Source organism: Providencia sp. AGC89, from assembly GCF_053543535.1.
Genome location: NZ_JBIXLP010000091.1, coordinates 220,319 through 235,939, shown reverse-complemented (window position 1 = coordinate 235,939; position 15,621 = coordinate 220,319). Strand labels below are relative to the sequence as shown.

Below are 15,621 nucleotides of genomic sequence, written 5' to 3'. Positions count from 1 at the left end.
TGATCAAATTTTAAAGTTCATCAATTTCGTAGCGGTATTTTCCGCTATCAGGGACGAAGGTTAACCGGTGAGTAATACAGGCTGGAGCATCTTCTTGGTGGTGAGTGACAAACAGTAATTGTGTGTTGCCTTGGCTTAGCATGACATCAATAAACCTAAGGACTAACAAGCGGTTCAACCCATCGAGCCCCTGTAATGGTTCGTCTAAAATTAGCATTGCAGGGTGTTTGACCAGAGCACGCGCAATTAAGACTAAACGTTGCTGCCCCCAAGACAGGCTATGGAAAGGTTGCTGTGCAGTTTGGGCTGAAAAACCTAATAAGGTTAACCATTCATTAGCTAATTGAATTTGACGGTCAGACGGGGCTTGATATAAGCCGATGGAGTCATGAAAGCCAGATATAATGACATTTAGTACACTGGTTGCGACCCGGTACTCTTGATGGATACTGTTACTGACATAGCCTATATGGCGTTTGATATCCCAAATTGTTTCTCCTGTACCTCTGCGACGGCCAAATAAGGTGAGGTCATTACTATAGCCTTGTGGGTGATCCCCTGTAATTAGGCTTAATAATGTGGATTTTCCCGCCCCATTTTCGCCAATAATCTGCCAATGTTCATTTGGGTTAACTTGCCAGTTTAGGCCATGCAAAATAGGTTGGTCGTTATAGCTAACAGTCCCATTCTTCAAAATGATACGAGGAACAGTATCATCTAGTTTTTCATCAGCAGTCGGATCTTCCGTTTCGGGAATCGATAGTAATTTTATTTTTTCACTGTGCTGTAATTGGTTAATTAGCGTGTTAGCGAGTACTGACTCTTTATCTCCTGAAAGGGACAGTTTGCAGTCCGCGACGACCCCCATTTTTTCAACAAACTCAGGGAGTTCGTCAAAACGGTTTAAAATTAAGATTAAAGTTAAGCCTTTTTCAGACAAACTATAGAGTAATTCACTGAGGTTGCTTCTGGAATAGACATCCAGACCATCAAAGGGTTCATCAAGGATTAATAAGTCAGGATTACCCATTAATGTTTGACATAACAATACCTTGCGGGTTTCCCCTGTTGAAAGGTATTTAAAGCGACGGGAGAGCAAGTCACTGATGCCAAAGCGAGCAGCAAGCTCTAGGCAATATTCATTATCTTTATGGTTAAATTGAATAATCTCAGCCGCAGTATATCCAGTGTCTTCTTCGTCTTCACTCAGCATATCCGTATTATTACGTTGCCACTCTTCAGTAATAATTTTCTGTAACTGTTCAAAGGAAAGGCGGACAGGGGAAAGAAAGGTATTGGTGACAATACCAGAAAGGGGTTTTAGTTCATTAGATAGCACGCGAGCTAAAGAGGATTTACCGCTGCCATTGGAACCAATAAAAGCCCAGTTTTCACCTTTTTCAATATTGAGTTGTTGAATTTCAAGTGTTTGTGTTTCACTGAGCTTAAAGCTGCCATGTTGTATAGTTATTGAGCTCATTAAGCTTCCTTATCATCATTTATTTACCTTGTCATCTATCACAAATAATCAGGATTGAAGATAAAGTCAACAACTGTAGGTGGGAGGATGAAAAAAAGGTAAATGCTTACTTACTTATTTGGTAAGTAAGCAGCGGTGGTTAGCACAGGGTGGCAACAATAACTTGGTCTGCATTAAATAAGGCAGTGATAGCATCATTAACATTGAGTGACAGTGTATCAATCTCGCTATTTGGCAGGGTTGAGCAGAGTGTTTCCCCGCCAGTCAGGGTTACAATAACTTCACTATTATCTTTACCACGTTCTAACATGGTAATTTTACCTGCTAAACAGTTATCGAACTCGGTTGCTTGTGGTTGTTTGCTTAGTTTTACCCAAGGCGCTTTAATGAGAGCAAGTACTTCTTTGCCTTCAACTAACCCTAAACGGTTAGCACTTTGTTCGGTTAATGCTGCATTAATCACGGTACTATTGTCCGCTAAACGAATTTGTACATGCTGTTGAACTTGCATGTGGTCGCGAGTGATAAGGGTGCCAAAAAATTGATTACGGGCGCTGGTTTGTAGTGAAAAGCGAGAAATCGCTGCCAGCAGGCTGTCTAAAGGTAGGTTATCTTCTTTTAAGACATCAAACGCTTTTTGTTGGATCTGAGCTAATAAGTCATATAACTGGAGCAGTCTTTCACCATAATGGGTTAATGTCGTACCGCCGCCTCCTTTGCCACCGGTTGCTCTGTCGACTAAAATATCATCGGTGAGTTGGTTCATCTCATTAATGGCATCCCAAGCACTTTTATAACTGATACCTGCAAGTTTGGCCCCTTGGCTGATAGAACCCGTCGCTTTAATTTGTTTGAGTAGCGCGATACGGCGTGGATCAGCGAATAAACTGCCTTGCAATTTAAGTGTGAGTAAGATTTCTGCCTGCATATTTTTCTCCCTTCCGGCTTGGTTGGTGGTGACAGAGGTAAAAAGCACGTTTAGTATGTCGTTAGTATAATATTTTGTCTAAAATAGTCTCCATTATAACGCTATTATGCGTTATTATTTTGATTTGATTTATAATCAAAAAATTGAGAGTCGAATTTCCCTCGTCAGCGTATCTTGTAGGCTGGTGGGTACAGTATCACTGAAGAGGCTTTTTTATGTTAGAACTGATTAAAAGTTTAGGTTTCGCCCTGATGATGGTTCCTGTTGTGATGTTTTTAATCATGGGCCTGATTTATGGTCTTGGTGCATTTTTTAACTTGTTATCTAAAGCGCATGTGCCACATCACCACAATACAGAGAACAAGTAACTTTTAGCGAGTTTCTTTTCTGACGGATTATAAAACTCCCTGATAACTCATTAAGCTATCAGGGAGTTTTTCGTTTAATCAAGTTCCCCTCTATGGATATAATGTATCATGGTAATTTCCATAGAGTTGTCTGCGGCTAGACTGGTTAAATTGTTGTTGTTCTGCTAAAGGTAACGCTAAAAAATTATTTTTGAAATTTTTCAGTGTTTCGACATAATTTTTTGTTGTAGTTTCAGCGAGTTGTTTAACGGCTTCAATGACAAAAAGGCCACAGCCATTTGGCACATTTTCTTGGATATTCCCTTCAATATATTCAATGTCGCTCTGTATTCCAGCTTCTTTAGCGCATTCTGTTATAGTTTGCTTAATTTCCGATGGTAATTGATGGTATGAATTAAAAACAAAGCTTTTAACTTTATTGTCAGTGACGTCGTGATAGAGCATAAATAGCACCCAATGAGCCCCTGTATTTATTGGAAATATTTCGGGCTTATTTAGAAAGTTGCTTTGTCTTTTTATTTCCTCAATAGTTGTTTTTAGCAAAGCCGCGTTGTCCTCGCTGATATCTAAAGGGTAGTTAACTGAAAATAAAGCTAAATAATCATCACTTATTAAGTTTGAATAAAGCTCATCACTTTGCTGCATTCGGTTATCACACCATAAATTACTCTCCGCGAGTGGTTTCGGCGCTGCCGGTTTTATATTATCGGGTTCCATAAATAAACGCGTTAGGCTTAATTTATCTGCAATATTGTTTAATGCGGAGCCAATGATATACAGTAATTTCGATGGTTTAGACAATACGGCTTGGTGATGTGCTGATTGATATAAAACTTTGCTCGTTTCTTGTATTTCTTTATCTACACCTTTCTTCGCTGGCAATTTTCCGCTAAATAAATCAAACAAGATATTTTGTGCTTGTTTTCCTACACTGTCTTGTCGTAAAGCTAGGTTATGTAATAAATCAATACTATTTAAGTTCCCTTCTCCAGACGATTTAGCTAAAGAATCTAAGGTTTCTTGGGGAATATCTTTGTCAAATAGCCCATAAAATTGTTGAGTGGTTAAGCTGCCTGAGTAATGAGCATTAGTTGGAGAATGTACTGTAGGTTGAATTGCCATATTATCTCCTCTGCTTTTATATACTTGTAAAAAGTTGAATGAAATATTCAAAGACACACGATTTGTGCCGATAAAGTTACAAGGGAAATAAGTTATAAACTATACAAAAACGATTCTTCGTAAACTAAAAACATGGCGTGTCTCTTTACCATTTAGGATAACATGCAGAAAAATTACATCATTTCTTGAGCCAGCACACTTTTATCACGAGTTTGACTTTAAGTTATCGCTGTATCCTGATATATATAGCGTGTTGATTAATACTATGGTGAATAAAAATGAAAAAAGGTTTGGTATCACTTCTCGCGGGTGCAACACTGACACTCACTATGGCTAGCCATAGTTTTGCTGCGGATAAAATAACGGTTTTCGCAGCTGCCTCATTAACTAACGCGCTGAATGAAATCTCTGAGCAATATAAGAAAGAGGCGAAAGTAGACGTTGTGGCATCTTATGCCTCTTCTTCAACATTGGCGCGTCAAATTGAGCAAGGAGCACCTGCTAATCTATTTATTTCTGCTGACCAGCAGTGGATGGATTATGCAATTGATAAAAAATTGATGGTGGATGATACTCGTTATACATTATTAGGTAATGAATTAGTGTTGATTGCACCAAAAGATTCTAAATTGGATAAAGTGGAAATCAATAAGCAAACAGATTGGAAAAAATTATTAGATGGCGGTCGTTTAGCCGTTGGTGATCCTGACCATGTACCTGTTGGTATTTATGCTAAAGAAGCATTGGGTAATTTAGGTGCATGGGAAACGGTTGATCCACTGTTAGCGCGTACTAACAATGTCCGCAGTGGTATGGCACTAGTTGAACGCCAAGAAGCACCTTTAGGCATTGTGTATGGTTCTGATGCGGTCGCTAGCCAAAAAGTAAAAGTGGTTGGTGTATTCCCTGCAGATACGCATAAACCTGTTGAATACCCAATGGCAATAGTTAAAGACCAAGATAATAAAGCGACTCGTGATTATTATGAGTATCTGAAAACTCCAGCAGCTTCTGAGGTTTTTAAACGTTATGGTTTCGAGCCACGTACCAAATAAACATTAAGAGATTATATTGTTGCAGATGTTAAGTCCTTATGAATGGGAAGCAATTTACTTAAGCCTAAAAGTATCAAGCGTAGCGGTATTATTCAGCTTACCGCTTGGGATATTAGTTGCATGGGTATTAGTTCGCTGTAATTTTCCTGGCAAAACATTGCTCGATAGTATTATCCACCTACCACTGGTATTGCCACCAGTGGTAGTGGGTTATTTATTATTGATCAGTATGGGAAAACGCGGTTTTATTGGTGAATGGTTATATAACTGGTTTGGTTTTAGCTTCACCTTTAGTTGGCGAGGGGCTGCGCTTGCTTCGGCCGTGGTCGCTTTTCCGTTGATGGTACGAGCAATTCGTTTAGCATTAGAAGCGGTAGATAGAAAGCTAGAGCAAGCGGCTAGAACATTAGGTGCCACGCCATTGCGCGTTTTTCTCACCATCACCATTCCGCTTTCTTTGCCGGGTATCATTGTAGGCACAGTGCTTGCTTTCGCCCGTTCTTTAGGGGAATTCGGTGCCACGATTACATTTGTATCAAATATACCTGGAGAAACTCAAACCATTCCATTAGCGATGTATACCTTAATTGAGACGCCGGGTGCAGAGGTTGATGCTGCACGCTTATGTATTATTGCGATCGTTCTTGCATTAATTTCATTATTAATTTCAGAATGGCTGACCCGTTGGGGTAAAAAGCGTTTGGGGGTAGCCTGATATGTTAGAACTCGACTTTTCCCAAAAGTTAGGGGACTTACAGCTGGAAGTGAATACACAATTACCAACAGAAAGCATTACTGCGGTTTTCGGGCTTTCTGGTGCAGGTAAAACCTCTTTAATCAATGTGATAGGCGGTTTAACTAAGCCAAATAAAGGGCGGATAGTGTTAAATGGTCGTACATTGGTTGATGTCGAAAAACGGATTTGTTTACCGCCAGAGCAGCGTCACATAGGTTATGTTTTTCAGGATGCGCGGTTATTTCCACATTACCGTGTCAAAAGTAATTTACGTTATGGCATGGCGCCAAAAATGAAAACACGCTTTGATGATATCGTTGAGTTGCTGGGTATCGAAAAGTTACTCAACCGTTATCCAATAACATTATCTGGCGGTGAAAAACAACGCGTTGCGATTGGTCGTGCTTTATTAACTGCGCCAGAAATTCTGCTGATGGATGAACCCCTTGCTTCTTTGGATCTCCCCCGCAAACGTGAGTTATTACCTTATTTAGAAAAGCTTTCTCAAGATGTTAAAATCCCTATTTTATATGTCAGTCATAGTCTTGATGAAATATTGCGCCTAGCGGATAAAGTCATTGTAATGGCTCAAGGGAAAGTTAAAGCATTTGGCCCATTAGAAGACGTCTGGGCGAGCAGTGCATTACGTCCTTGGTTACAGCAAGAAACATTGAGCAGTGTGGTGAGTGCAAAGGTACATAGTCAACACCCTGATTACGATATGACAGCGGTAATTGTCGGCGGTCAAAAGTTATGGGTTCCGCGAGTTGAAATGCAGCAAGGGGCTGAAGTACGTATACGTATCGATGCTTCGGATGTTTCTTTGGTTTTAGAAAAGCCGCAAGTGAGTAGTATTCGTAATATTTTAGCGGCAGAAGTTATTGAATGGATTGAAGATGGTGAGCAAGTTGATGTGAAGCTAGATTTAGGTGAAGAACATTATCTATGGGCTCGCATCACCCGCTGGGCGAGGGATGAGCTTTCTATTCGTAAAGGAAGAAAGGTGTTTGCACAGGTGAAAAGTGTCTCGCTTTCTCGTCAGCTATAGTGAGGCAAATATTAGAGATATAGCTATTTTGCGTCAGTTTGCTATATCTCATCGATTTGTTACAAATAATATTTAACAGTTTTTTGAGCACCTAAGACGATGAGTTGCTGGTATGCAGCCTTGATTTTTTTAACTACTTGGTGGTTTCTCGAAAGTTGGGGTGGGAAAATAGCGCCTATTTTTAACAAGTTGTCGACAGTTTCAAGGCTAAAACCATATTTTTGGTAGATTTCCGCAAACTCGTTTCGTAATGGGTCCTGGATACTCACTGGGTTACCTTGTTCATTGACCCCGCTGACATATTTCATCCATGCAGCAACACCCAGTGCTAGGAGCGTATAGTCTGAACCCTGTTGCTGATGCCACATAATAGAATCTAATAGGCGCTGGGGTAATTTTTGGCTGCCATCAATCGCTATTTGCGCTGTCTTATGTTTAATGGCGCGATTGCTAAAGCGTTTTAATAAATCTTGTGCATATTTTCTCAGGTTTGTATCACTTGGCATTGTCAGTGTTGGCGCTTGCTCATGAAGCATTAATTTGTGTACTGCTTGGCTAAAATCAGGGTTCTGCATAGTGTCAGAGATAAACTCATACCCTGCTAGATGACCTAGATAAGTTAGGAAAGAATGGCTCCCATTGAGCATTCTAAGTTTCATCATTTCATAAGGTGCAACATCAGGTACAAATTGTACGCCGACACGTTGCCAATCTGGTCTGCCATTAGCAAAACAATCTTCAATAACCCATTGACTAAATGACTCACTGATCACTGCGCATGGGTCATCTTTCCCAATGAGTTGTTTAATTTCGGCGTATGAACTTTCAGTCATAGCAGGGACAATCCTATCAACCATGGTATTTGGAAAAGTGATATTTTTTTCAATCCATTGTGCTAGTTGATTATCTTGTTGAATGGCTAAACCAATAATAGCCTGACGTGCTGTTTCTCCATTATTGCGGATATTATCGCAAGAAAGAATGGTGACAGGGGGCAGGTTTCTCTGAAAACGTAAACGAAGTGCGGCAACGATATAACCTAAAACAGATTGAGGTTCCATAGGGTTAGTGAGGTCATGTTGTATAAACGGATTAGCTAAATCCAGCTTATCCGTTGAGGGCGAAATACAATAGCCTTTCTCTGTCACGGTTAGTGAAATAATGGCAATTTCGGGGGCAGCCATTTTTTCAATAATCGCATTAATACCATCAATACGCGGGTGCATAGCCTGCTTAATTGCCTTGATAGTCCTTAGTGTTGATTTTTCTTCATCTTTTTCTAGCAAAGTATAATTGCAATGCTGTTCGTTTAATTGGTTGATTAATATTGCACCACGCTCAGACATTAAATTAATTTCACAATAGCCCCAATTAGATTGGAACTTTTCAAGTAATAAATGTGTATAAAGGGCTTGATGGGCGCGATGAAATGCACCACAGCCAAGATGTATCATTTGTGAGGTGACTTGTGATGTATTACGTCGAGCTGTGTTACGGAGCTTGTTTTTTGAACTAGACATAGGCGCCATAATCCCCCTGAGAATAACAGTAATTTAGGTTAGAGCTGCTTCGGTTTCTTTATAATTAAAAACAAAATGGTTTTTAATTTAGGTGAAAAATAGCAGTATTGTAGAGGAAAGTAAAATATTGGCTTAACAAACTATTTTTTACTGGATTATATAAATCAGAGATTACTTCAGTCATGAATTTGTTTAGTTGATTGATTTTATTATTTTATTTATTTTTTCTGGCAGTGGTTTCTAATGAGAATTGTCTAGTTTAATAGGAGGTAAACAAACATAATTCAAATTTCAAATTGTATTTTATCATTGAATTTTGATTGTGATCCCATTTTTAGATCATTTAAAAACAAACATGTTCTAAAATAATATTAACGGTGCTAGTTTCAATAGTGCGCGCTTTTTGTCCGTTTTTTATAAAACATACCTAAATAATGTATTCCTAAAATGTAGGGGGCAGTATGAGTGACACTATTTCAGAACAATTAGCTACAGAAACTGTAAGCGAAACGCCTGCAGCTGATAAAAAAACAATTAGAAAAGTCATGATGGCAAGCGTATCAGGAACAGTAATCGAGTGGTATGACTATTCGTTATATGGTGCAGCAGCTGGATTGGTTATTAATAAACTTTATTTTCCTAATCTATCGCCCACAATTGCAACGTTAGCAGCATTTCTTACTTTTGCTGTCGGTTTTATTTCACGTCCCTTAGGTGGGGTGATTATTGCCCATATTGGCGACCGATATGGGCGAAAACCAGCGCTTATCTTCGCAATTGTATTAATGGGGATCGCAACATTAGCTCTGGGGTTATTACCAACTTATTATCATATCGGTATTTGGGCAACAATCGCTTTAGTTATCATACGGTTAATGCAAGGCTTTGGTTCAGGTGCTGAACTTGCAGGAGCGCAAACCTTTGTGGCGGAATATGTTCCGATGAAGCAGAGGGGGTTTTATACCTCGTTAATTAATGCATCAACAGGAATTGCCATTTTATTATCTACAGCCGCTTTTTTTGCCGTATCACAATTACCTGATGAAGCATTTATGAGCTGGGGCTGGCGCGTCCCTTTCTTGTTATCTATCGTTTTATTTGTTGTAGCCATTTATATCCGTAAACAACTAGATGAAACGCCAGAATACGTTAAATCCGTTGAAAAGGCAGAGGTAGAGAAAAAAGAACAAAAAATTCCTATTAAGGAGCTCTTTATTCATAGTCGAAAAAACTTACTCTGTGGTTTTTTCAGTTTAGCTGGTCACCAAGCTAATGGTTATGTGTTGAGCGTATTCAGTATTAGTTATCTCACCAATACGTTGGGTATGGAAAAGTCAGATGGGTTGATGGCGTTAATGGTTGCCGTGCTTATTAATACGCTGATGACCCCTGTCATGGGGCGGTTAACGGATAAATATGGCACTACTGCAATTTTCTCATTCGGGGCAATTTTCTTAGGCGTTTTTGCTTTTCCATTATTCTGGCTACTAGGTAGCGGCAGCTTAATGTTGGCAACGCTTGGAATGTGTATTGCTTATGGTATTGGGCATGGTGCAACATCAGGGGCTCAAGGCGCGTTCTTAGCTAATCTATTCCCAACGCAATATCGGTATTCAGGTATTGCGCTCTCTCGTGAACTAAACAGTGTCATTTTTGCAGGTTCAACACCTGTTATTGCTGCTGCATTGGTTTCTGTTGGTGATGGGAAACCCACCTATGTTGTTTATTACTTAATCTTTTGTTGTGTGCTGACGTTAACTGCTGTGCAAATGGCTAAGAAATTGAAGCAACACCAGTAAGACACTTTGCTAAATAAACGGTTATTTATTAAGTATGAGGTTGGTATGGATATTATTATTTCTGAAAATAAGCAGATTTTAGGTAAACAAGCCAGTCGAGCAGGAGCTTATGCTATTCAAAAAGCATTAAGTGAAAAATCAGAGATTGCGATTATTGTCGCCACTGGTGCGAGTCAGTTTGAAATGTTGGAACACTTAATTGATGAGGATATTGATTGGTCACGAATTACCATTTTTCATTTGGATGAATATATCGGACTTGATGAAGGACACCCCGCAAGTTTTCGTCGATATTTACAAGAGCGCTTGGTGAATAAATTACCTTCGCTACATCAATTTATTGGTGTGAATGGTTCAGCCAAAAACATTGATGAGGAAATCCAACGTTTGAACCAGGTTATTCGTCAATATGAAATCGATGTCTGTTTTGCTGGTATCGGGGAAAATGGACATTTAGCGTTCAATGATCCCCCCGCAGACTTCAGTATAAGTTCTCCTTATATTGTTGTGAACCTTGATGATGCCTGCAGAAAACAACAATTAGGAGAGAAATGGTTTTCTCAGTTGGAAGACGTCCCAAAACAAGCCATTTCGATGAGTATAATGCAAATTTTAAGGTCTAAAACGTTAATTCTCAGTGTACCTGACTTACGCAAGTCTATTGCAGTTAAAAACACGGTAGAAGGGGAAATAACGAACCAAGTACCTGCATCCATTGTGCAACAGCATAACAATTGCTACCTATTTTTGGATAAAGATTCCGCATCATTATTATCAGCGGTTGATTAGGGAAAAGTATTGAAGGATTAAACTATGACGATAACTGATGGTTTATTTGATATTCAGGTCAATGGGTTTGCAGGCATTGATTTTAATGATAAAAATATTACTGCGGAAGCGGTTGATTATGCGCTAGAAGCAATGCTAAAAACAGGGGTGACTTCTTGTTTACCGACGTTAATTACAGCATCTGCGTCAGTATTGACTGAGCGTTTTCAAGCGCTTGATAAGGCAGTATCAACAAGTCGTCTTGGTGAATTGATGGTTCCTGGCTACCATTTGGAGGGGCCATTTATTAACCCTAAGTGCGGTTATGCAGGGTGTCATCCCCCGAGTGATATAATTAAACCTGATATCCAGTTAGTTGCTAATTTAGAAAGTATGCTCACTAGACCAATATTGCTAGTGACTTATGCACCTGAATTTGACCAGAACTTTCAATTTGCCAAGCAGTTAGTTAACACGGGGAAATGCGTTGCTGTGGGGCACTCTAATATTAATTTTAGCCAAATGGATGAAGCTGCCAAAATTGGTATTTGTATGAGTACCCACTTAGGAAATGGCATTCCTCAGCATTTACATAAGTTAGATAACACACTACAAGCCCAGTTAAGTTGTGATGCTATAGGCGCAAGCTTTATTGCTGATGGTATACATATTCCATTTCCAGCGTTGAAAAATCTATTAAGAGCGAAAACTATCACTAGATCCATTTTAGTTACGGATGCTGTTAGTGCTGCCGGTAGTGTCAAAGCTGGGAATTATCAATTTGCTTCAATGTCAATTGAACGAACTGAAGATGGTACGGTACGTGTTCCCGGTGAGGCTAATTTAGCAGGTTCAAGCCTGACATTGGACCAAGCGATACGTAACGTTGTACACAACCAGATAGTGAGTTTTGATGATGCAATAAGAATGGCAACTGTTAATCCACGGCATTACTTGCAACCCGCTTTTGCGTTTCATGGCATAACATCGCCTATCACGACGATAACATGGGATGAGCAACTTAATGTTATTCATAGCGTAATCAACGAAGAACTTGTGTATGAATAAACGATTTAGTTATTTCAATTTATCGTTTTAATTAATAGGACTCCCCCAGTAATCGAGCAACTCATTACTGGGGGCTTTATTTGTCGGTTGCTTATGGCATTTTTTCCTACAATAAATAAGGATTGATTGAGTATCGATCCTTAAGGCATACTTTATCGATAGTTATTTACCGTGTTTCTAACTAGAGAAGGGTTAGGCTGTATATAGGTAGCCTGTTTCAATATGTCATGCAGGTTTGATGAGTGTTGATAGGGCCTAAAATAGACAGCTTTATGTCTACTTATTATGATATTTAAACAAACGACAGGCTTTCTATCACATTTACCGATTACTCAACCTATTACTCACGACAAAGAACGGATTTTCTTTGCGATTTTAAATGGGCAAATTACCACGCGCCGTGAAGCAGTAAAGCTGTTAAAGATCCGTTCAACTACCGTATCTGAGCAGGTCACACAGCTCTTAGATAGCCGATTATTAACCGAAACAATTAGCCAGCACTCAGGTCGAGGTCGACCCTCGATGGTATTGGTTGTTAATCCTAATCGGTTAGTGACTTTAGTATTTCAAGTCATTAGCTTGTCATTACATGTGTTTGCTATCAATTTAGTATCTAATGTTATCGCTCATGAACAACTTGAAGCTTCACCAGAGTGCGATAATTCAGCTTTGGCGGACAAAATTCGCCAGCTTTATGACAACATTATTCAGAAAATACCCAAATCAGCCGAAGTTACAGGGTGTGTTTTTTCCTTAGGTGGGGTCTTTGATCGCCAGACCTACCATTGGATACACGCCTCTCGCTGGCCGAAAATGAATAATCTGAATATCAAAAGCATATTCCCTCCAGAGTATCGGGTTGTATTATCGAGAACACTGGACGATGAACTGATGTTGCATGTTCTTGAACGTAATAAAAGTACGTTATTGCTGCATTGGGGGTACGGGGTTGGGGTTGCATTTAGTACGGCAGATAATTATATCAATATCGGTGGGAATGCTTTTGGTGAGATAGGGCATTGGAATATTCCCAGCCAAACGAAGCCTTGTCAGTGTGGGCAAGTTGGGTGCCTAGAAACAGTCACTGCTTTATGGTCTATCGGTACGGATGTTCTTGCCGATAAATTTAAAGCGCATGATGATGAAGAAAATGTTGCCGAAATTTTAGCCTCCTCTGATTTAGCAAATAATTCAACAATGCAGCAAGCTATTTCACATATGGCACATGCAGCATCCAATATTTGTCGGGTATTTTTTCCTTCACGGCTGATTGTTTCAGGGCCATTTGTGAAAAACCCACAAATTTGGGCTGCATTTTGTGATAGTTTTCAACAGCAAAACCGTTTTTTTGGTCAGGCATTACCTGAACTTTCAATGAGCCAAATTAGCCGTAACTCACGGATTTATGGTGCGGCTTTACCTGTTTTGGAACAAACATTAATAGAGTTACTTGCTCAATAGCCTAACGTATTATTAGCTAGCCGAATAAAAAGAGCCGGTGTGCCTCCTTTTATTCGGCTAATGGCTTATAAAACGTACTTACGGATCACTTCGGCAATACCCGGTTCAGTGTTTACACGTGTCACCAGTTTTGCTTGTTGTTTGATTTCATCCACGGCATTGCCCATTGCTACACCTAAACCTGCGGTAGTAAGCATGCTTAAGTCATTGAAGTTATCGCCAAAAGCAACAACATCTTGCATTGTCATACCTTGAGATTCAACCCATTCTTTTAAACGTTGGCCTTTACTATTACCTTTGAGACCAATGTCCACTTGGTCAACCCATGACCATTCGCAGTCTAAGCCAAAGTCCGTTTCAATTTCATGAACGACTTGTTTTAATCGTTCTGTATCTGGGTAGCTAACGGCAAATTTCCATATAGATTCATAGTCATGCATAACATCAGCAAAGTCTTCCACAAACTCAATAGTTGGTCGTTGTGCTACAGGTAATGACTCCGCCCAATTTAAGGTACGTTTAATCCCTTCAGTTTGTGCGTTGTAGAGCATGGCATTATCGACATACATTAGATGTTGAATATCGGTTCCACGTAATTTATCGATCATTTGAGTGACAGAGTTGAGCGGCATCGGATCAGACTTTAACACTTTTTTACCCAAATAATCATATAGGTATGTACCGTTACAACAAATCGCGGGGGTATCAAGGTCTAAGGCTTGGTAAAACGGGTGGATCGCAACATGGTGGCGACCTGTTACTATGATAACTTTAACGCCTTGGCGTCGAGCTTCCTGTAAGACAGCTAAAGATTCAGGTAGGATTTTTTTTTGGTGATCTAGCAATGTTCCATCAAGATCGAGCGCAATAACGCGGTATGACATAAACGGCTCCACGTGATTTTACAGGTTGCCTATCTTAATCAAGTATAAAGATAGGAGGGAAGATGAATTAATTACAGCTATAAATTATCCATTCGAAAATAATTAGCTTAGTATGTTTTATCATCATAGCGTTAACTGAACCGTTTTAGTACCATTATTATCGATCCTTTTGGCTGAAACGGTGGTGCTATTTACTCGCAGCAATTTACTTAATATAGGGTATAGTTAAGCCAATGTAGTGGACTATAGATGCTGTTTAGTATTTTGTCATGAATTAAGGAGTCAGAATGAATCAGGTTGTTTATATTGCCAGCCCCGAAAGCCAGCAGATCCACGTATGGTCGATGAACGAAGTTGGGGAACTCACGCTTTTACAGACAGTAAAAACACCGGGTCAGGTACAACCAATGGTATTAAGCCATGATAAAAAACACCTTTATATCGGTGTTCGCCCAAATTTTCGTGTTGTGACCTATGAAATTGAGCCAAAGGGCACATTACGTTTAAAAGCGGAAACATCCATTCCAGGTACACCGGTTCATTTATCACTTGATAACAATGGCAAATATCTCTTTGTTCCTTCTTATCATCAACACAATTTATCTGTATTGACGATCAATAAAGAGGGCATTCCAAGCCAAGTTGTTCAGGTTATTGAAGGGTTGCGTAACCCTCATTCATCTCATGTTGATACTGATAATCAACAGCTTTGGGTGCCGTGCTTAGGGGAAGATCATATTCGCCTGTTTGATTTGCAAGAAAATGGCTATCTAACTGAAGCGACCGCGGATCAAATTACGACAGCACCGCAGTCAGGGCCTCGTCACCTTGCATTCCACCCTAGTGAGAAAGTGATCTACTGTATCAATGAGTTAGACTCAACCATTGGTGTTTACCGTAAGTTTACCCGTTATCGCACCATGCAAACATTAGCAAACTATCCTGCAGGAAATGAAAGCCAGCGTTGGGCCGCTGATATCCATGTGACGCCTGATGGCCGCCATTTGTATGCCAGTGAACGGTCAGAAAGCTATATTAGCCACTATCTTATTTCTGATGATGGCTGCGAACTCACTTTGGAAGCGCGTTACCCGACAGAAGCCCATCCAAGAGGTTTTAATATTGATAACACCGGCCGCTTTTTAATTTCCAGTGGGCAAAAGTCAGACCATATTTCAGTTTCTGAAATTGACCCAATTACAGGAAAACTAACGCAAATAGGAAGGTATGCGGTTGGGAAAGGCCCTATGTGGGTTATTTCAGTCATCCTTTAATCTTCGTCATACTTCGAGCTATAGCGGTGTTGGCTTCACTCGGCTACTTTTGGGTCACATACTGATGTATGCTCCCCAAGATACCCTCGATTGCCGCCTTGCTATAACTC

The 15,621-nt window shown here is 39.8% G+C and carries 14 protein-coding genes; 9 read left to right on the top strand and 5 right to left on the bottom strand.

Translation table 11 applies throughout. The features are described 5' to 3' along the window. Positions 1 to 10: 10 nt before the first annotated feature. Together modF and modE are read right to left on the bottom strand one after the other, a co-directional pair. On the bottom strand, positions 11 to 1,480 hold the full coding sequence (gene modF / locus ACIPUA_RS20885; RefSeq protein WP_048606391.1) for a molybdate ABC transporter ATP-binding protein ModF: 1,470 nt from the start codon (positions 1,478 to 1,480) through the stop codon (positions 11 to 13). A 139-nt stretch (positions 1,481 to 1,619) separates the two neighbouring features. Continuing rightward, on the bottom strand, positions 1,620 to 2,408 hold the full coding sequence (modE, locus tag ACIPUA_RS20880) for a molybdenum-dependent transcriptional regulator (RefSeq protein ID WP_042846623.1): 789 nt from the start codon (positions 2,406 to 2,408) through the stop codon (positions 1,620 to 1,622). Positions 2,409 to 2,623: 215 nt separating this feature from the next. Here modE and ACIPUA_RS20875 point away from each other — a divergent pair, with 215 nt between their 5' ends. Continuing rightward, positions 2,624 to 2,776, top strand: coding sequence for an AcrZ family multidrug efflux pump-associated protein (locus tag ACIPUA_RS20875; RefSeq protein WP_004256731.1), 153 nt, complete (start codon positions 2,624 to 2,626; stop codon positions 2,774 to 2,776). Positions 2,777 to 2,866: 90 nt separating this feature from the next. Here the strand turns inward: ACIPUA_RS20875 and ACIPUA_RS20870 are convergent, their stop codons facing one another. Then, positions 2,867 to 3,898, bottom strand: coding sequence for an ElaD/SseL family deubiquitinase (locus tag ACIPUA_RS20870; protein ID WP_042846622.1), 1,032 nt, complete (start codon positions 3,896 to 3,898; stop codon positions 2,867 to 2,869). Between the two features lie 278 nt (positions 3,899 to 4,176). On the opposite strand from ACIPUA_RS20870, the gene modA reads away from it, so the two are divergent. Genes modA through modC form a run of 3 tightly spaced genes read left to right on the top strand, consistent with a single transcriptional unit; the run spans position 4,177 to position 6,737 of the window. Next, on the top strand, positions 4,177 to 4,953 hold the full coding sequence (modA, locus tag ACIPUA_RS20865; RefSeq protein WP_042846621.1) for a molybdate ABC transporter substrate-binding protein: 777 nt from the start codon (positions 4,177 to 4,179) through the stop codon (positions 4,951 to 4,953). A gap of 25 nt (positions 4,954 to 4,978) precedes the next feature. After that, complete coding sequence (gene modB, locus ACIPUA_RS20860) at positions 4,979 to 5,668, top strand: molybdate ABC transporter permease subunit (protein ID WP_042846620.1); 690 nt, start codon at positions 4,979 to 4,981, stop codon at positions 5,666 to 5,668. Position 5,669: 1 nt separating this feature from the next. Next, the gene (modC, locus tag ACIPUA_RS20855; RefSeq protein ID WP_042846619.1) at positions 5,670 to 6,737 is read left to right on the top strand and encodes a molybdenum ABC transporter ATP-binding protein ModC; all 1,068 of its coding nucleotides are present in this window, start codon (positions 5,670 to 5,672) and stop codon (positions 6,735 to 6,737) included. 59 nt (positions 6,738 to 6,796) lie between these two features. On the opposite strand, the gene ACIPUA_RS20850 is transcribed toward modC, so the two are convergent. Continuing rightward, positions 6,797 to 8,257 (bottom strand): mannitol dehydrogenase family protein, encoded by a 1,461-nt coding sequence (locus tag ACIPUA_RS20850; protein ID WP_449060098.1) that lies wholly within the window; start codon positions 8,255 to 8,257, stop codon positions 6,797 to 6,799. A gap of 461 nt (positions 8,258 to 8,718) precedes the next feature. Here ACIPUA_RS20850 and ACIPUA_RS20845 point away from each other — a divergent pair, with 461 nt between their 5' ends. From ACIPUA_RS20845 to ACIPUA_RS20830, 4 genes are all read left to right on the top strand, one after another. Then, entirely contained in the window at positions 8,719 to 10,056 is a 1,338-nt protein-coding gene (locus ACIPUA_RS20845) for an MFS transporter (RefSeq protein ID WP_042846618.1), read from the top strand. Positions 10,057 to 10,101: 45 nt separating this feature from the next. Further along, the gene (locus ACIPUA_RS20840; protein ID WP_042846617.1) at positions 10,102 to 10,845 is read left to right on the top strand and encodes a glucosamine-6-phosphate deaminase; all 744 of its coding nucleotides are present in this window, start codon (positions 10,102 to 10,104) and stop codon (positions 10,843 to 10,845) included. Positions 10,846 to 10,869: 24 nt separating this feature from the next. Continuing rightward, positions 10,870 to 11,892 carry an N-acetylglucosamine-6-phosphate deacetylase gene (locus tag ACIPUA_RS20835; RefSeq protein WP_042846616.1) on the top strand — a complete coding sequence of 341 codons (1,023 nt, stop codon included), beginning with the start codon at positions 10,870 to 10,872 and terminating at the stop codon, positions 11,890 to 11,892. A 285-nt stretch (positions 11,893 to 12,177) separates the two neighbouring features. Continuing rightward, positions 12,178 to 13,353 carry an ROK family protein gene (locus ACIPUA_RS20830; protein ID WP_042846615.1) on the top strand — a complete coding sequence of 392 codons (1,176 nt, stop codon included), beginning with the start codon at positions 12,178 to 12,180 and terminating at the stop codon, positions 13,351 to 13,353. Positions 13,354 to 13,418: 65 nt separating this feature from the next. Here the strand turns inward: ACIPUA_RS20830 and ACIPUA_RS20825 are convergent, their stop codons facing one another. Next, entirely contained in the window at positions 13,419 to 14,237 is an 819-nt protein-coding gene (locus tag ACIPUA_RS20825; RefSeq protein WP_272678113.1) for a pyridoxal phosphatase, read from the bottom strand. 287 nt (positions 14,238 to 14,524) lie between these two features. Here ACIPUA_RS20825 and pgl point away from each other — a divergent pair, with 287 nt between their 5' ends. After that, on the top strand, positions 14,525 to 15,511 hold the full coding sequence (gene pgl / locus ACIPUA_RS20820; protein ID WP_042846613.1) for a 6-phosphogluconolactonase: 987 nt from the start codon (positions 14,525 to 14,527) through the stop codon (positions 15,509 to 15,511). The last annotated feature ends 110 nt before the right edge of the window (positions 15,512 to 15,621 follow it).